The organism is Jiulongibacter sp. NS-SX5 (assembly GCF_052828545.1).
The window spans coordinates 1,762,652-1,780,707 of record NZ_CM128248.1; the positions used below are offsets into that span (position 1 = coordinate 1,762,652).

Here is an 18,056-nt window from a genome sequence, read left to right on the forward strand (position 1 = left end):
TTCAAAATTCTGAGCAGTCAAAATCATGGCTCTCAGAAATAGAATAAAAACCAAAAGTAAATGGCTAAATTCTTTACATCAGGAAAAAAACATACACGCACACAATTCTCTTTTCACCAAAAAGGTTTAGCAGCCGAATTGAAAAGAAATTCAGGCTTAGAATATGTGACTGCTGAAAGGAAAATTGGTCAGAATACTGATGGCATAGAATCTATACCAAAAAGTAACAGAAACAAGACAACATCAGCTATGCAACTGACATCAGCGTCCTTTTCTCACAAGCTAGTCAGGCTCACCATCGCCTTACTAGCATTTATAGGAATGTCTTCCGGGGTCCTCATGGCTCAGGACATTGACCTGGCTATTCGACAGGACATCAATAATGGTATTCCAGAATTAAATGAGAATATCACCTATTCGGTCTACCTGGTAAACGAGGGTTCAAACACTGCTACAGACATTATTGTAGAAAGTTACACCCCCTTTGGTGCCTTGGGCAATATTACCTTATCTGCGGAAAATGGAACAGTTAGCTACGATGGTGGAAATGGCACTGTAACATGGAACGTTACTTCTCTTGCTGCAAATGACTCAATAAGATTAGATATAAGTGGGGATGTCTTGGCCCGCGGTGTCTTTTTCAATGTAGCACAAGTAACAGCAGCCAATGAGAATGATACAGATTCTGATCCAAACGATTATCAATTATTTGAAGACGATATAGCATCTACCTGTTTTTCGGTGCCCATATTATGGTACCCGGGTGATGAATATACAGTTAGCATTCCAGCTCCTTATAATACAGGGTCTGGAATTACGTGGTATAAAGATGGTGTAGATGTAACAGATCCTTCTGTTACAGGAGCTTCGGTAAATCCCGACTCTACCTTATTAATAGCAAGCCCTGGGGATTATACATTTGAAACATCTGTTTCAACTTGTCCTGCCACCGGATGTTGTGCTATAATTATTGAGCAAGGCCCTTATGGAATCATAGGAGACTTTGTTTGGAATGACTTTAATGAAGATGGTATCCAGGACATCTGTTTCAACTTGTCCTGCCACCGGATGTTGTGCTATAATTATTGAGCAAGGCCCTTATGGAATCATAGGAGACTTTGTTTGGAATGACTTTAATGAAGATGGTATCCAGGATCCGGGTGAGCCTGGAATTTCTGGTATTGGAGTAGTTCTCTATGAACTTGATGGTACCGGTTCGGTAATCGATTCAGATACTGTTTACACTGACACCAATGGTTTCTACCAATTTGATTCATTACTAGACGGTGATTACAGAGTTAAATTGGATAATATCTTAGCTTTCTCTGAATTCTCTCCAGCCAATGCAGCCAACGATACCCTCGATTCAGACTTTGATATAAATGGAGAAACGCTGGTAACGATCTCCACTTTAGATGCTATTGGTAATCCAAGACCAGTTACGGATATCAACCGAGTAAATAATACAATTGACGGTGGATTTTTACCAACAGATAGATTTGACCTTGCACTTAGCAAAGACCTTGTAAGTGGTGGCCTGGTAGAACCGGGTGACACTGTTACCTATACAATTACGGTACAAAATCAAGGTGATTCTTTAGCAACATTTATCAATGTTACCGATAGAGTTCCTGCAGGTTTAACACTAGTAGCAGGAGAAGGTTGGACAATGGCTGACTCTGTAAATGCTACATACGATACTGAGTTTAGCCTGGCAGGCGGAACTTCAAACGAATTTCCAATTTCTTTTGTCGTAAATGCCGGTACTGAAGGTAAAACCATTACTAACACAGCTGAAATTACAAGTGCTAGAGGTCAAGGAGGAATCATTAGAATAGATGATGACTCAACACCAAATAATGGAGCAGCCAGTGAAGATGATCAGGATACTGCTGAATTAAACGTTTCTTCAGGTGCTATGATAGGTGACTATGTGTGGGCTGATGAAGATGGTGACGGAATTCAGGATGGTTCTGAATCTGGTCTGGAAGGTGTTTTGGTAACGCTTGAATTACCAGATGGAACATTTGTAGCCAGTACTTCTACTGACTCTCTTGGTTTCTATCAATTCGCCAACTTGGCTTCAGGCGACTACGTCGTGGTGTTCAGCACACCTTCAGGCTATGAAGCTACTACTCCAAATCAAGGAGGAAATGACGAAGCCGACAGTGATGCTGATCCTGCTACAGGAGAATCACCAATTATCAATTTAACTCCTGGTTTCAACGAAAACTCAATTGATGCAGGTTTCACTCTTCAAAGTGTATGTTATGAAATCACATCCATTACAGCTTCTAACGATAATATATGTGTAGGTGACACTGTAGCTTTAACTGCTATTTCATCTAACGCGGCTAACATTGCCTGGTACTATTCATCTGTAGGCGGCTCACCAATCTCAGTAACAGCGAGTGCGGGTGACCTTACGGTGTATCCAAGTACCACTACTACTTATTACGCAGAATTGACCAATGCAGGTACGCCAGGTTGTCCTAACCAGAGAGTACCAGTAACAGTGGTCGTTAATGCTATCCCGGGTACTCCTACTTGTGGAGCTCCTGCGGAAATTTGTTCTAATGAAACGGTTGATCTTTCAGGATTCATCTTAAATCCTCTTACAGTACCTGGTGGTGTATTTGAATGGCATGTAGCCAACGACCCAACTTCTGCCTTGGTTACTGACCCTTCTGCTGTTGGTGCAGGAATGTACTATCTGTTTGAAAGATCTCCAGCCGGATGTTACAGTAATGCTGCAATTGCTACCATTACTGAAAAAGATTGTGATGAGCTAATTGACCTTAGCTTAATCAAGATTGCTGATAACAGAAACGTTGAGACTAACGATATCGTTAACTATACAATCGAAGTTACGAATGATGGTCCGTTTACAGCTACGAATGTTGTCATCGAAGATGTATTGCCTGAAGGCCTTGCCTTTATTTCGAGTGCAGACTTTACTGAGTCAGCTGGTGTATTGACACATAACATTGCAGCTCTTGGAGTAAACGAAACGGTATTCCTTACTTACTCTACCAGAGTAACAGCTACTACGGGAAGTATTATTAACGTTGCTGAAGTTAAGAGTGCTGATCAAATGGATATTGACTCTACTCCAGACAATAAAGACCTTGACAATGAAGATGACGATGATGATGAAATCATTATTATCGTGAATGGTCCTGTAGTGGCTGACCTAAGCTTACAAAAGCTGGTTAACACTACTACACCTTCTTTAGGGGATCAGGTAACATATACGATCAGAGTAACCAATAATGGCCCTGAAAATGCTACTAATGTAGCTGTAGAAGATATTTTACCTGCTGGTGTTTCATATGTAACATCTACAAACTCTACCCACTCAAATGGTGTAGTTACTGCCCAGATTGCTAGTATCGCTTCAGGCACTACAGCTCAGTTCACAATTACTGTAACTGCAGACAGCGTTGGTACGTTTGTAAACTCTGCCGAAGTAACTGCTGCAGACCAAGACGATAATGACTCAACACCAGATAATGGTGTTAACGCCAATGAAGATGATGACGACTCTGTTACCATTACAATAACAGAAGATTGTAACCCATCAACGCCAATTATCTCTGCCAATAACTCATATGTATGTCAGGGAGATCAGGTAACTCTTTCAGCTATCGGCTGTAGTGGTACTATTAATTGGTCAAACGGTATGACAGGTGCAAGCATCAATGTTTCACCTGTAGTTACGACTACCTATACTGCTACATGTACAGAAGGCTCTTGTACAAGCGACGCATCAAATGAATTGACCATTGTTGTGGATGCTTTAGCCGCACCTACAGTGTCAGCAAACAAATCAACCATATGTTTAGGAGAGTCTGTAGTACTAACAGCTACAAACTGTTCAGGTACTGTAAGCTGGAGCAATGGTTCTACTACAGTCGGCACTGGTTCTAGTTTAGATCTTACTCCTGATGGTACATCTAGCTACACGGCTACCTGTCAATCAAACACTTGTGTATCTCCTGCTTCATCTACAGTTACTGTAAATGTATCAAGCTCTACCGGAGCACCGGTAATATCAGCGTCAACTCAAAGTATTTGTACAGGAGAAAGTGTGACACTTACAGCCAGCAGCTGCGGCGGAACTGTTAACTGGTCAAACGGTATGACAGGTGCCTCAATCACTGTAAGCCCAACAACAACGTCTACTTATTCCGCAATTTGTAGCGTTGGATCATGTACTAGCAATACTTCAAATACAATTACCATAGACGTAAGCAGTGGAGAAACACCGACAATTACGGCTTCTGCCACTACAATTTGTGCCGGAACTGAGGTAACACTAACTGCATCTAACTGTACATCTGGTATAGTTTGGAATACAGGAGCTACTACCTCAAGCATTGAAATCACTCCTTCAGAAACATCAACTTACACAGTAACTTGTGGCACGGGCTCATGTGCGGGCTCTGCAAATGAAACAATTATTGTAAACAGTGTTTCTTCAGTGAGCATTTCAGCCTCGTCAAGTCAGATTTGTTCTGGTGAGTCTGTAACACTAACAGCTTCCGAATGTTCTCAGAACTTAACCTGGAGCAACGGTTCTACTGATGCTTCTATCACGGTAAGCCCTTCAGCTACTCAGTCTTACTCTGTAACATGTAGTAATGGGGTATGTAGTACAAGTGCTGAAACAACTGTTACGGTTGGTACGGGTAACCCAGTAACTATTACAGCTTCCGAAACTACGGTTTGCCCAGGTACTCAAGTTACTTTAACTGCAAGCGGATGTACCGAAACTGTAAGCTGGAGCACTGGTGAAACAGGAAACTCAATTTCTGTATCTCCTACTGAGCAAACCATGTATACTGCTACTTGTGGTACCGGTGTATGTGCAGGCACGGGTAGCGTGACCATAGAAATGGGATCTGGTGAAAGTCCATTGATCACTTCAACTTCAGATAACCTTTGTGTAGGTGAAAGCACTACACTATCAGTAAGTGACTGTTCTGGACCTATCTCTTGGAGCACTGGTGAAACCACTTCTAGTATCACAGTAACTCCAACTCAGTCTACAACTTACACCATTGTATGTGGTACCGGTAGCTGCTCGGCCATTGCAAGTAAGACAATTTTTGTAGGCTCACCTGTAACGCCAAACATTACGGCTTCACAGACTACTGTTTGTGCCGGGGAAGAAGTTACACTCTCCGTAGATAACTGTAGCCAGACTTTAGTTTGGAGTACAGGAGTTGTGAATGCTTCAATTACAGTAAACCCAACAGAAACAACTACATATACAGCAGCCTGTGGTGACGCTTGTATTGGTACAAATAATATTACAATCAATGTGGAAGGTGGTGCAGCTCCAACTATAAGTGCATCTGCTACCGCTATTTGTGAACCAACAGACATTACCTTAACGGCCTCAGGTTGTTCTGGTACTGTGAATTGGTCAAACGGTATGACAGGAAACGAAATCATAGTTTCGGTTTCTGCGAATACAACATTTACTGCTATATGTAGTAATGGATCTTGTACAAGCACCAACTCTAATGCAGTGACAGTAACTGTAGGAGGACTTCAGACACCAACTATTACAGCGTCTGGAAGTGCAGTTTGTTCTGGTTCTGATGTTACCATTACTGCTGCCAACTGTGCAGGTACAGTAAGTTGGTCAAACGGTATGACGGGTACAGAAATTACTGTATCACCGAGTGTGAAAACTGTTTACACTGCCATCTGTCAGATTGGAAGCTGTACCAGCGAAAACAGTAACCCTGTTGAAGTTGATGTTATAGATTCTCCGAATGCTCCAGTTATTAGCTGTAGTGCTTCCAGAATCTGTCAAGGTGAAGAGATTACTCTAAATGGATTAGGCTGTGAAGGCACAGTAAAATGGAGTACAGGACAAACCGGCTCATCAATTACAGTATCTCCTTTAGAGACTACAGTTTACACCGCCACTTGTATGATTGGTTCATGTGAGAGTGTACAGTCAGCTCCGGCTACAATTAACGTTGGTAATCCGTTCCCTCCTCAGGTAAGTTGTCAGAATACACTTATCTGTCTAGGCAGCTCTACTACATTAATAGCTGAAGGCTGTGTAGGAACTGTAGAGTGGTCTGATGGTCAAATTGGATCAACTATCACTGTTTCTCCTACCACAATGACGAGCTACTCTGCAGTATGTAAAGGAGAAACTTGTCAAAGCGAAATTTCTAATGTGGTTACAATAGGTGTAACAAGCCAGAGCATCACTGCTCCTACTGTTACTTCTTTAACCAATATTTGCCCGGTTGAAACAGTAAGCCTTTCTGATGCTGTAACCAGCTCGCCTTCAAACGGTGGTAGCTTTGTCTTCAGAACTGCAAACTCACCAAACTCTCCGGCAGTTAGCAACCCAACCGCAATTGCCAGCAGTGGTTCATTCTTCGTATTCGAAGATGGTGGTGACGGCTGTTACAGTGCCGGTACTCAGATTGACGTAGCCATTATTGCATGTGAAAGTCCTGTAGATTGTTCAATCAATCCTGCGACAGCATTTGCTGGTAATGACACTACCCTATGTTTAAGTAATGACTTTATACAGTTGAATGGTACTATTGGTGGAGCTGCTCAAACTGGTACATGGACCAGCACGGGTTCTGGTACTTTTGACAACAGCACCTCGCCAGTGACCAGATACAACTTCTCAAATGATGATATCGTAAACGGTTCAGTAGTATTAACACTCACCACTAACGATCCTGATGGAGCGGGTGATTGTGAAGCGGCTACTTCTACAATGACTGTAAATGTTAACGCAGTACAGACCACTCCAACGATCAGCACAAACAAATCGCCGATCATTTGTCTTGGAGACTCTGTGGTCCTAACAGTAGATCAGACGGCAGCCGGCTATGTGTGGAGCACTGGTGATACCAGCAGCTCTATCACAGTAAAAACTCCGGGTGAGTATAGCGTTCAGTTAGTGAATGTTGATGGATGTAGATCTTTAAGCTCTGCTCCTACTACGGTTAACACCAATAGTGATATCACAGCACCAGTGGTGATAGAAATGGCAACAAATGCTTGTCCTGCTACTACCGTAAATCTGGAGGATCAGGTAACAAGTCAGCCACAGTCTAGTGGAGGTGTGTTCTCTTACCATACAGGTTTGACTCCAGACTCTCCGATGTTAGGCAATGTTTCGGCAATGCCGGCTGGAGACTACTATGTATTTGAGAGAACTTCTACAGGATGCTACAGTAATCCTTCTCTGATCTCAGTGGTTATCAATAGCTGTGAAACAAATGAAGATGATGCTGAAGTTGAGATCCTGATTGTAGGTGATGAATCTTCAGTGACTATTGGAGATGAGGTAGTTTACACAATTACTGTAACTAATAATGGTCCTGATTCAGCTACAAATGTGGCTATAGAGAATCAAATTCCATTTGGAGTACAGATTGTAGGTGAAACTCCTGGTCTTACATTGAATAACGATTTCCTTACGGCTACCATCCCAGCCCTGGCTGTGAATGAGAGCACAACATTTACATACACTGGTGAGATTACCAGATCAGGTGTAATCAGCAATATTGCGAAGATTATAGCTGTGGATCAGACGGATCCTATCAAGAGTAATAACATCAGCAGATTTGATGTAGAATGTACCACTTGTCAGGAAATCTGTATTGCCACTGCACTGGATGCTGAACACGAGCAGCAAGAAAACGGAAGCTATAATGTAACATTTACTTCACTGATTGAGAACTGCGGAAATGTAGAACTTGATGGTGTGAAACTGAGCTTTGACATGGAAACAATGTTTGGCACTACCGCTACATATACCATGATTCAGCAGCCAACTGCAAACGCTGGTTCGGCTCTTGAAATGAATACTGGCTTCAATGGCGGTTCAGATCAGGAAGTATTGGTAAATACGGGTAGCTCTATTGGAGCTGCACAGATTTATACCGTTACGTGGGTCATCAATGTGGTTCCTAATGGAGATAAAGGTCCATTTAGCGGAAATGCAAAGGTTTCAGGAATTGGAGAAACTATTTTCGGTACTATGTCTGAAGTAGACGACTTCTCCAATGAAGGCCTGTTTGTAGAAAGAAGTAGCTCTACTCCTACTACAGTTAGACTTTACAAAACGCCTAGTATCGGAATTGCCCTGGCTATCATTGATACTGTACGTCAAGGTGACGAATCACTGAATGTAACTTATCAGGCAATTGTGAAAAACAATGGTGCTCTTGATCTTGAAGATGTTATTGTAAGAGATGATCTTGCAGAAACGTATGCTTCGCCAATTACCTATTCATTGGTTGGTTCGCCTACTGTAAATACTGGAAGCAGCTTAATTGTGAATTCTAACTATGACGGAGATACTAATGACACCTTAACGCTGCCAGGTAGTACTCTTGCTATCGGAGTATCTGATACTATTTGGTTTACCGTGAATATTATTCCTAACGATAAAACGGAATTCTCTAACAGTGCTACAGCACAAGGTACAGGTGAACTGGAAGATACTACTCTGGAAACCGTGGTAGATGTTTCTAACACTGGTTATAACCCGGATGCACCAGGAAGCCAGCCTACATTGCTTCAAATAAGTACTGAGAATACTGAGTCTATTCAGGCTCCATGTATAGGAGCTGCTCTTTATGTAGCCGAAACAGAAACTCTGGAAGACGGGTCAATTGATGTGACTTATAAAGCCATCATTGATAACTGTGGTAATGTAAACCTAAATGGCCTACAAATCTGTGATTCACTTACAGCTAACTTTGATGCTCCGGTAGCGGTGGTATTGAAAGATGCACCTTATTTGAACGCAGGAAGCACTCTGGCCATTGACAGCACTTATGATGGTATCAATAATGTATGTATGCTAGACAGTGCTAACAGTAGCCTGGCTATAGGGAAGACTGATACTATTACGTGGAAAATCAACCTGACGCTGAACAGTAATAACGGACCGTTCAGAAAGAACGTAACAGTAACTGCGGTAACACCGGCAGATGAAGTTATCTCTGATATTTCAAATGACGGCATCAACCCAGATCCGGAAGGAGATGCACCAACAGTACTGAACTTCAATAACCTTCCTGATGATATCATCGGTATTGCTAAAGAAGTAGTGAGTATTGAAACTGCAGGCGAAGACACTTATGATGTAACATTCAAGTTTATCTTGAAAAACTACGGTATCATTGACTTCACAGGTGTGCAGATTCAGGATAACCTGGCATTGACCTTTGGTGACAAAATAAGCATTGACAGTGTTAGAGTCTTTGATGCCTCAGAAGGATTAACCATCAATGAGAACTTCACGGGTAAAGGTCTGTTGATTGATCTACTTGTAGACAGCACCAGTACATTGCCAAGGAGCACTACTAAAGAGGTTTCATTGATGACCCGTGTGAACCTTGCTGAAGCTGATACTTCTAAGTTTGAGAATATGGCATTGGCTATTGGTTACCATAACGGTACTTCTACAGATGACCAGTCTACAGTTGGAAATAATCCTGATCCGGATTCAGATGGTACACCATTCAATAACTCAGACCCTACACCAATAGACTTCGGTGATGTGATTGAGGAGAATGTTACACCTCTTGGTATTGCTAAGGCAGTAACAGATACTGTGAAGGTGATCGACGGAAGTTATCAGCTTACATACACTTTAGTTGTCAAAAACTATGGCAATGAAACATTGACAAACATTCAGCTTACAGATTCACTTTCAAGTGTATTTGATAAAAACACTGACTTTGTAATGATTGGCTCACCAGTCATGGAAGATGTGGCTCCTACTCTTCAACTGAACAGCAGTTTTGACGGAGTAACTGATATCAACTTCTTGGTTGCTGACTCAAGTAGCCTGGCACCTGGAGAAAGCGATACGTTGAGCTTCAAAGTGAAAGTGAGAAATAATGGAAACATTGATATCACTTACAACAATACCGTGTACGGATCTGCCAGCGTAGGTACAGAAATCGTAACGGATATGTCTCATGCAGGAATGAATCCTGATGAGGATGCCGATAATAATCCTGGTAATAATAATACCACTACAGCCTTGACCTTATCTCCGGGTGAGAACAATACAGGTAATGTAGCAGTATTGATACCGGGAGGTATTTCACCAAATGGTGACGGTGTAAATGATAACCTTGTAATTGAAGGTGTCACTGAAGCCGATGAACTGAAAATTAAAATTTATAACAGATGGGGTGAATTAGTATTTGTAACTGACAATTACAAGAGACTATTCCCTGGTACTACTGATGGATGGAACGGTACAGCCAACTCTGGAATCAGAACTACTCAAGAAGAGACCAAGCTTCCTGACGGAACTTATTTCTACTCGGTAGAAAGTACCAATGTTGAATTGTTTGAAGGTAAGCCTTATTACAATTACATCACCATCTCTGGAGGATCGAAAAAATAAATGAGTACCCTAAGGCTGGAAACAGCCTTAGGGTTTTATAACTCGAATAATATTAGGAACTTGTGTTAGAAAATCTGCACAGCCACCTATACTTTGGTAGTAAAAATTGAATCTATAGAATCAAAAATCATGAAAGCTCTGAAACTATTATTTGGAAAGCTAACGGTTTTAATGCTCGGTCTGCTCTTAGCCACAGAGACCAAAGCACAGCAAGAGGTGATGTACTCGCAGTACATGTTTAATACACTTGCTATTAACCCGTCTTATGCAGGAAGCAGAGATGTACTAAGTATGACTGCACTTGGGAGGTATCAATGGATCGGTGTAAACGGTTCACCCACCACCTACTCATTTACCTTAGACATGCCGGTTAAAAATGAAAAAATGGGTATTGGTCTCATGGCATACTCAGATGCTATTGGTGTAGCCAGAACTACAGGCATTAATATTCCGTACGCCTACCGTGTGAAACTTGGAGCCAAAACCACAATGGCCCTAGGTGTTCAGCTGGGACTTGACCATGTTAGCAATAACCTCTCAAGTGTGGCTAATGTGGCTTCGGGAGATGCTGTTTTTGATGGTACCAGTGATGTGAATAAATTATTCCCAAATGCTGGTCTTGGCTTATTCATCAGCAATGACAGAAGTTACTTTGGTTTCTCTGTTCCTAAGATCATTGAGAATTCTCTATCTCAATATGAGGTGGGCGGCGAGACATTTGTGACCAAACAAAAAAGACATTTCTTTGCCATGATGGGCTTTGTAATGGGTAAAGGTAATTTCAAAGTGAAGCCTTCCATGATGTTACGATATACTAATGGAGCACCTCTGGGTATTGATGGTAACATCAACTTCTGGATAAGAGATAAAATAGCCCTGGGCTTTTCTGCAAGAAAATCTCAAGCAACGCTTAGCGGTCAGGAAGTTATGGACGCCGTAGTGGGTATTTTTGAGCTTCAGCTTACTCCACAATTACGAATTGGGTACGCTTACGATTATAACATGACATCTATCAACGATAGAAATGGCGAAAACCTAAAAAACAGACTTGTCGGTACACCTACCCACGAAGGTTTACTAAGATACGAGTTTGGTTATGGTAAGGATAAAATCCTTACTCCGAGATACTTCTAATTCACTGCCACAGAAAACTAATATCCCAAAAAGATATATAAAACTTTACAATCATGATCGTCAGGTCCTACTCTAAAACGCTCGTCTTCTTGTTTGGCATATTGCTGTCTTTCAGTACTATGGCCCAGCAATCTATGCTAAAAATGGCCGAGCATCATTACGATAACTTATCGTATGTAAAAGCTATAGAAGCATACGAAAGGGCTCTTGAAAAAGGTCCGTCTGCTGAAGAGGCGACTCGTGCCAGAATTCAACTGGCTGATAGTTATTGTAAAATAAAAGATACGCAAAACGCAGAGAGAGTTTTCAGAGATATTTTTGCCGGGGGCAATGAAGCTGCTGGTGTTGATAATATAGTTTATCTAAAATATGCTCAAATCCTGGCCAGCAATGGCAAATATGCAGAGTCACAGGACATGTACTCTGTCTATAATGAGAAAGTCAAAAGCGACCCACGAGGACAAGCATTCTCAAAACTTTATGAAGACATTTCTGTCCTTTCAAAAAATGCAAACTGCTACACGGTAGACTATCTTTCTATTAATACTACTGCTGCAGACTTTAGCCCTTCTTATTATCAAAACGGACTTGTCTTTGTATCCAACAGGAGCAATATGGCGGGGGTTAAAAGGGTCTTTAGATGGAGCGAAACACCTTTCCTTGATCTATTCTACCTGGAAGATCGCGGAGCCTTAGGTGGTTCTTCAGCGAGTCTTGGTGGTAGTACGCCAGCCGATAATGGCTCAAAAAGAAAGAGAAAGAAAGTGGGATTTGTAGGTGCTGATGAATATACGGCCCCTACGGCAAATGACTCCAGAACTATAGGCTCTTACGGAGGTACTAACATCAATATGGGGTATGGCTATGGCGATAAACCAATTACAGAGTCAGAGAAATTTAGTGGTTCTATAAATTCAAAATATCATGAAGGGCCGGCGGCCTTTTTCAAAGATGGACAACGAGTAATTTTCACCAGAAACAATTTTGTTAAAGGAAAAACAGGTGAAAGTTCTGATGGCATAAATAAATTGAAACTTTACCTAGCCACAACCGAAAAAGACGGCTGGGGCAATATTTCTGAGCTACCATTTAATAGCGAAGAATACTCAACAGGTCACCCGGCATTAAATGAAGATGAAACGTTGCTGTTTTTTGCTTCTGATATGCCTGGTGGCTATGGAGGTACCGATATTTATGCTTCCAGAATTGAAGGTGGGAACTGGTCTCAACCTATTAATCTAGGCCCTGCCGTTAATACCAAAGGTAATGAGATGTTCCCGTTCGTTGACGAAAATGGAAATTTATACTTCTCTTCTGAAGGTCTGCCGGGAGCGGGTGGTTTAGATATTTTCTTTGCTCGCATGATAGAAACAGAGATTCAAGGAACTCCTATCAATTTGGGAATGCCGATCAACTCCAGCAAGGATGATTTCGGGATGGTAACTGACGGTCTTAGACAAAACGGGTATTTCAGCTCTAACCGTAAAAGAGGTGGAGATGATGATGATATCTACAGTTTTGAGAGACAGTGTGAACTTCAGGAGGGTTGTGATTTGATTTTAGCGGTTTATGATGCCGAGACCAAAATGCCTCTGGATAATGTAACAATTACCTACAGCGATGCTGCCGGAGAATTGAAAGAGGCTTCTACCAATAGTGATGGAAGTTTACTCCTAGAAAATCTAGCAGAGAATAACGAATATACGTTTAGAGCTACCAGAGAAGGCTACTCAGCCAATACGGTAAGTTTTGTAACAGAAAACTGTAGCAATGAGCCTTCAAGAATTGAGATTCCATTGAGTGCTCCGCTTGATGTGGCTCAAAATGAAGATATGGACGCTACTCTTCCTGATGCCGACGGAAATCTGAGAGGTCCTGGACTAGAAGGCCCTGATGGTAATATGAGTGAGAGTGGTTATACCAATAACTCCACATGTACTATTAGCGGAAAAGTCTTAGCCCAAGGTACTACCAATGCTCTTTCCGGTGTCTTGGTTTCTTTACTTAATAACTGCGATGGTGGTACACAAACTGCCTATACAGATGCCAGTGGATACTTTGAGTTTATTGCCGTAGAAGGATGCGATTATGAAATTTCAGGAGCTAAGGAAGGTCTGGCCTCCAACAACGTGAACATTTCCAGATTAAGCTGTGATGACGGCGGCGTAAGCAGAAACCTGTACATGTTCGGAATGGGCGATGTGGTTCAGGTTGAGAATATTTACTTCGACTACGGTAAATGTAATATCAGACCAGACGCACAGCAAGGGCTTGATAAACTGGTAAAGGTAATGCGTGAGTATCCGGGGATGCAAATAGAACTAGGCTCACATACCGATAGCAGGAGCCCTGCAGACTTTAACCAGAGACTTTCAGATGGAAGAGCGAAAGAGTCAGCTGAATACCTATTTAAAAGAGGAATTAGCAGAAGTCGGGTAACTTATAAAGGTTATGGTGAATCAATGATCACCAATGGCTGTGTAGACGGCGTACCATGTTCTTCTGCCCAGCATCAGGCAAACAGAAGAACAGAGTTTAAGATTCTTCAAATGAATTAAAGAAAAGTATTTCTATGGAACAGAAGCCGCTTACATTTGTGAGCGGCTTTTTTATTCCTCAGTATGAAACACTTATTCATTGTATTCACATTAATTTCTCACCTGGCTTTGGCTCAGATTGGTCTAGAAGATCAATATCAATTCAACTTTTTAGCTATAAATCCAGCCTTTGCAGGTCAAAGAGGAAATTTTGGAGTAACAGGGATGCTTGGTCAGCAGTTCAACGGTACTTTCAGACCCAACCAGGTTTCTCAAGTCATTAGTATGGATGGCAAAATGGGAGAAGGCAAAAGTTCAATTGGCTTTCAGGGTTTCCGATCTACTATTATGGGTTTTACGAACAATGGTTTAATACTCAGCTTTAGTCATTCAATTATTGAAAATGAAGAGTACAAACTGCTCATTGGATTGAATGGCGGCTTTTTGGTTTCGCCAAATGCTGTAGATGGCATAGATCTAAGACAACGATTCAATCCCTTTGCTGGACCTGGTTTAGTTTTTATGAATGACAAACTTTTCGCTGGAGTAGCCGCCCCTACCCTATTGAGCAATACCAATACCTATAGCACACTAAACAAAAACCTTAAACTATCAGCCGGCTACCGTTTAGGGAGCTATGAAAATATTGGAGTTAACATTAGTGCTTTGGCAAACCTCGCCACCAGAGCTCGAGATGTATCGGGTTTTGACATGAACCTTAAAGTTTGGCTGGGCAATAAGATCGGACTAGGAGCTACTCTAAGAAATCAAAGAACCTATACTGGCCTTATCCCAAATATTCAGATGAGGGCATCTGAAACTTCTACAATTGGTCTGTCCTATGAGTCCAAACCACTTGGTGGCTACGATCTAAATTCAAATTCGGTTAGCCCGCGGCCGGTATTCCAGCTTGTCTACAGATATGATGTCTTCAATATTGGTGAAAAATCCCCATTTCTTAACCAATTCTAAGAAATCGATGATTTTTTGTTTAAAAACTCCTCAATCTTGAGCAGTTCTGAAAGAAATGCAAAAATTAGCTTGACCTCCTCAAATAAATAATGATAATTCGCATATTAAATAAGGGGATTGTTACATGTTTTGATAACCATCCTCTAACTTTACGAGTCAATCAAAACGTACACTAGCTTTAAGCACGAGTAGTATATCAAATGGATCAGTATTCTTACGTGGCCAATGCAGATGTTTCAGCAATTGAATCTCTATATCAGCAATACAAGGAAAATCCCGAATCAGTAGACGAGACCTGGCAAAACTTCTTTAAAGGATTTGAGTTTTCAGAGACCTGGAAGTCAAATGGCTCATCGGCTCCTTCGGTAGGAAATGCTTCTAACGAGCATGTCAGAAAGGAAATTGAGGTGGTACACCTGATCAGAGGTATCAGAGCTCGTGGTCATATGGCGGCGAATATTGACCCACTTTATGATCGAAGAAAAAAGGATCCAAACCTGGAGCTTAAGGACTTCAATTTATCTGAAGCAGACCTGGATACAGTATTTGAAGCAGGTCATGAGGTTTTAGGAAGAGCTGCCACTTTACGTGAAATCAACGACTCTCTGAGAAAAGTTTACATGGGCAATATTGGTTTTGAATACCAATACATCAGAGATCGTAAAATCAAAGGTTGGTTTAGAAGAAAACTTGAGAAAGATTATCTAAACTTTAAGCCTTCTATAGAAGAGAAAAAGAGAATTCTGAAGAAACTCAATCAGGCAGCTGCCTTTGAAAACTTTCTTCACACTAAATTTCTCGGTAAAAAGCGTTTCTCATTAGAGGGTGGAGAGTCTGCTATTCCCGGGCTGGATGCAGCCATCAATAAAGGCTCAGAACTAGGCGTAGAAGAGGTGGTCATTGGCATGGCACACCGCGGTCGATTGAATGTATTGACCAACATCATGCAAAAGCCTTACGAGCACGTTTTCAATGAGTTTGAAGAGAATGTAGACTTGGAAGAATACCGTGATGGTGACGTTAAATACCACATGGGTTATACATCTCAGGTTTCTACGCCAGCCGGCAAAAGGGTAAGTATGAAATTGATGGCTAACCCTAGCCACCTAGATGCCGTAGATCCTGTGGTACTAGGATACGCCAGAGCCCGTGCAGATGCCCACTATGAAAGTCATGGCCGTAAGGTGAATAACTTTGATGATATCTACGACAAGATATTACCAATTCTGATTCATGGTGACTCGTCTTTGGCTGGTCAAGGTATCCTTTATGAAATTATCCAGATGTCTAATTTACCTGGATATTATGTAGGTGGCACTTTACACCTTGTAATAAATAACCAGGTTGGTTTTACTACAGATAATGATGACGCCCGTTCAAGCTTGTACTGTTCTGATGTCGCCAAAATATTAGATACTCCTATTTTCCACGTGAATGGAGATGATCCTGAAGCTGTGGTTTATGCGATGCAATTAGCGATAGAATTCAGAAACGAGTTTAATCGTGATGTATTCGTAGATATGATTTGCTACAGAAAGTATGGTCATAACGAAGCTGATGAACCAAGATTCACTCAGCCGACGATGTACAAACTGATCAGTAAGCATAAAAACCCAAGAGATTTATACATACAAAAACTCAAAGAAGAAGGTGATGTAGATCAATCTCTGGCTAAACAACTCAAAACTGCCTTTGACAGCAACCTGCAGGAACTTCTTGCCAAGGTAAAACAAAGACAGCTTCCATACGAGCCTCCAAAACTGGAGAGAGACTGGTTAGACCTTAGAAAGTCTAAAAGAGAAGACTTTGAGAATTCTCCAAAGACAGGTATAACTAAAAAGGATATTGAGAAAATAGGAAAGGCTCTTTCTAATATCCCTGATGGATTTAATGCCATCAAGCAAATCAAAAAAGTGCTTGAGGAAAGAACTGAGATTTTCGCAGGCAAAAAAGACTTTAACTGGGCTGCAGCTGAGTTAATGGCCTTCGGCTCAATTCTTAATGATGGCAAATGGGTAAGAATGAGTGGACAGGACGTAGAGAGAGGTACTTTCTCTCACAGACACTCAGTGATTCACGACCTGGATACCAACGAAACCTACAGCAATCTAGAGCATATAGGAGAAGGACAAGGTAAGTTTGAAATTTATAACTCTTTATTATCTGAGTACGGTGTAATGGGCTATGAATATGGCTATGCCATGGCAAACCCTAACGCTCTTGTGATATGGGAAGCACAGTTTGGTGATTTTGCCAACGGTGCTCAGATCATGATTGACCAATTTATCTCTGCTGCAGAGTCAAAATGGAAGACCATGAACGGTCTGGTACTACTTCTTCCACATGGTTATGAAGGTCAGGGACCGGAACACTCTAATGCAAGACCGGAAAGATTTTTACAGCTTTCTGCAGAGTACAATATGTACGTTTGTGCATGTACTACGCCGGCAAACTTCTTCCATATGTTAAGAAGACAGCTTGCTCTGCCATTCAGAAAGCCTTGTGTTCATATGTCACCTAAATCTATGCTGCGTCACCCACTTGCGGTTTCATCCATGAGTGAGTTTACCAGCAATACCAAGTTCCAGGAGACCATCGGTGATACTTACGCAGATGCCAAGAAAGTGAAAAGAGTATTACTTTGCTCTGGTAAAGTTTATTATGACCTTTTTGAAAGACAGCAGGAAGAGAACAGAAAAGATATCGCAATTGTTAGAGTAGAGCAATTACATCCATTCCCTAAAACGCAGGTTGAAGAGCATATTGCCAAATATGGTAAAGCAGAAACAATCTGGGTTCAGGAAGAACCTGAAAACATGGGTGCATGGTCGTTCATTTTAAGAGAATTCCCGGAAATAGGAATTACAGACGTGATCGCCAGAAAGAAAAGTGCATCTCCGGCCAATGGTTATACCAAATATCACCAGGCTGAGCAAAAAGCAATTATTGATAGATCTTTCGATATTTAATTTAACAGAAAAGACAAG

Annotated in this window: 6 protein-coding genes; all 6 read left to right on the forward strand. The window is 41.5% G+C overall.

Annotation, left to right across the window (positions count from 1 at the left end):
- The first annotated feature begins 60 nt into the window (after window positions 1-60).
- The 6 genes from ACUXV0_RS07910 (at window position 61) to ACUXV0_RS07935 (ending at window position 18,038) form a co-directional block, all read left to right on the forward strand.
- Window positions 61-1,089, forward strand: a complete 1,029-nt coding sequence (locus ACUXV0_RS07910) for a hypothetical protein (protein ID WP_446192541.1) — start codon at window positions 61-63, stop codon at window positions 1,087-1,089.
- Window positions 1,013-10,426 carry an SdrD B-like domain-containing protein gene (locus tag ACUXV0_RS07915; protein WP_446192542.1) on the forward strand — a complete coding sequence of 3,138 codons (9,414 nt, stop codon included), beginning with the start codon at window positions 1,013-1,015 and terminating at the stop codon, window positions 10,424-10,426. The genes ACUXV0_RS07910 and ACUXV0_RS07915 overlap by 77 nt, the downstream gene beginning before the upstream one ends.
- A gap of 129 nt (window positions 10,427-10,555) precedes the next feature.
- Window positions 10,556-11,560: a PorP/SprF family type IX secretion system membrane protein gene (locus tag ACUXV0_RS07920; protein ID WP_446192543.1), complete on the forward strand. Its 1,005-nt coding sequence runs from the start codon at window positions 10,556-10,558 to the stop codon at window positions 11,558-11,560.
- 53 nt (window positions 11,561-11,613) lie between these two features.
- Window positions 11,614-14,118, forward strand: coding sequence for an OmpA family protein (locus tag ACUXV0_RS07925; RefSeq protein ID WP_446192544.1), 2,505 nt, complete (start codon window positions 11,614-11,616; stop codon window positions 14,116-14,118).
- 63 nt (window positions 14,119-14,181) lie between these two features.
- Entirely contained in the window at window positions 14,182-15,069 is an 888-nt protein-coding gene (locus ACUXV0_RS07930) for a type IX secretion system membrane protein PorP/SprF (protein WP_446192545.1), read from the forward strand.
- Between the two features lie 200 nt (window positions 15,070-15,269).
- Complete coding sequence (locus ACUXV0_RS07935; RefSeq protein WP_446192546.1) at window positions 15,270-18,038, forward strand: 2-oxoglutarate dehydrogenase E1 component; 2,769 nt, start codon at window positions 15,270-15,272, stop codon at window positions 18,036-18,038.
- Window positions 18,039-18,056: the final 18 nt, after the last annotated feature.